The 1,036-nt window shown below is 57.6% G+C and carries 1 protein-coding gene; it reads right to left on the bottom strand.

The genetic code is table 11. The features are described 5' to 3' along the window. A partial coding sequence (locus CKO35_RS17500) for an ATP-binding protein (RefSeq protein ID WP_200177387.1) occupies positions 1 to 1,036 on the bottom strand: 1,036 nt, incomplete at both ends.

Here is a 1,036-nt window from a genome sequence, read left to right as displayed (position 1 = left end):
AGGGTATAGAGCCAGTAGCCGGTGATGGGTTCTTCCACCTTGTGCACGGTGAGATAGCCGGTCTGGAACAGCAGGGCCTCGGTGGCGATCTCGTCCACGTCGAAGCGGCCCAACAGGCTGGGCTTGGTCTGCAGACGGTCCAGACGGGGGGTGAAAACGCCCCGCTCAGACAGGAGCTTGACCAGAAAGGTGGGGGTAGCGCTTTCGAACCAGTAGGGGCGGAATTCCCGCTTCTGGAACAGCAGCAGCACATCAAAAGGGTTATAGACTGCCGCGGTCGTCTCATCTCCCCAGCGATAGCCGTTGTACCACTGCCGGATCTGGTCGCGATCAAGGCCCGGTAACTCCGGTGCAAACACGGTATCAATGTCCTCGTCGGTGTAGCCGCAGATGGGGGCAAAGGGCTTGTCCAGGGTGATGTCGTTGAGGTTGTTCAGCCCCGAAAACAGGCTGACCTTGCTGAATTTGGAGACGCCGGTGAGCAGGCAGAATTTCAGATGGGGATCGGCGTCCTTGAGGACGGAATACAGGTTTTTCAGCCCCTCCCGCAGTTCGCGGGCCGCGTCGGCATTGGTGATGTTGTCCAGGATGGGCTTGTCATATTCGTCGATCAGGACCACCACTCGCTGGCCGTGCTGATGATGAGTCTCAGTGATTAATTCCCGGAACCGCCCCTGAATACTTTCATTGCTCAGGGTAATACCCAGCCTTTCCGAGTGTTCACGCAACAGCTCTTCAATGTGCTGGTCCAATGCCTGACGACTGCCCATGACCCCATCAGCAAAACTCAGTCGAATGACCGGATGACGGGTCTGCCAATCCCAGCGGTCGTGGATGTACAGGCCGCGGAACAGGGGTTCGTTGGCCTCAAACAGCTCCTTGAGGGTGTCCAGCAGCAGGCTCTTGCCGAAGCGCCGGGGACGGGAGAGGAAATAATAGCTGCCTTCATCGATCAGTTGATGAAGGTAGGCGGTTTTATCCACATAGTAGAATCCGCCGGTGCGGATTTTGCCGAAAGCCTGTACGCCGATGGGGA

The sequence above is a fragment of the Ectothiorhodospira shaposhnikovii genome (assembly GCF_016584105.1).
Taxonomy (GTDB): domain Bacteria; phylum Pseudomonadota; class Gammaproteobacteria; order Ectothiorhodospirales; family Ectothiorhodospiraceae; genus Ectothiorhodospira; species Ectothiorhodospira shaposhnikovii.
Note: the sequence above shows the minus strand (reverse complement) of the source record. Positions and strands in the feature narration are given on the sequence as shown.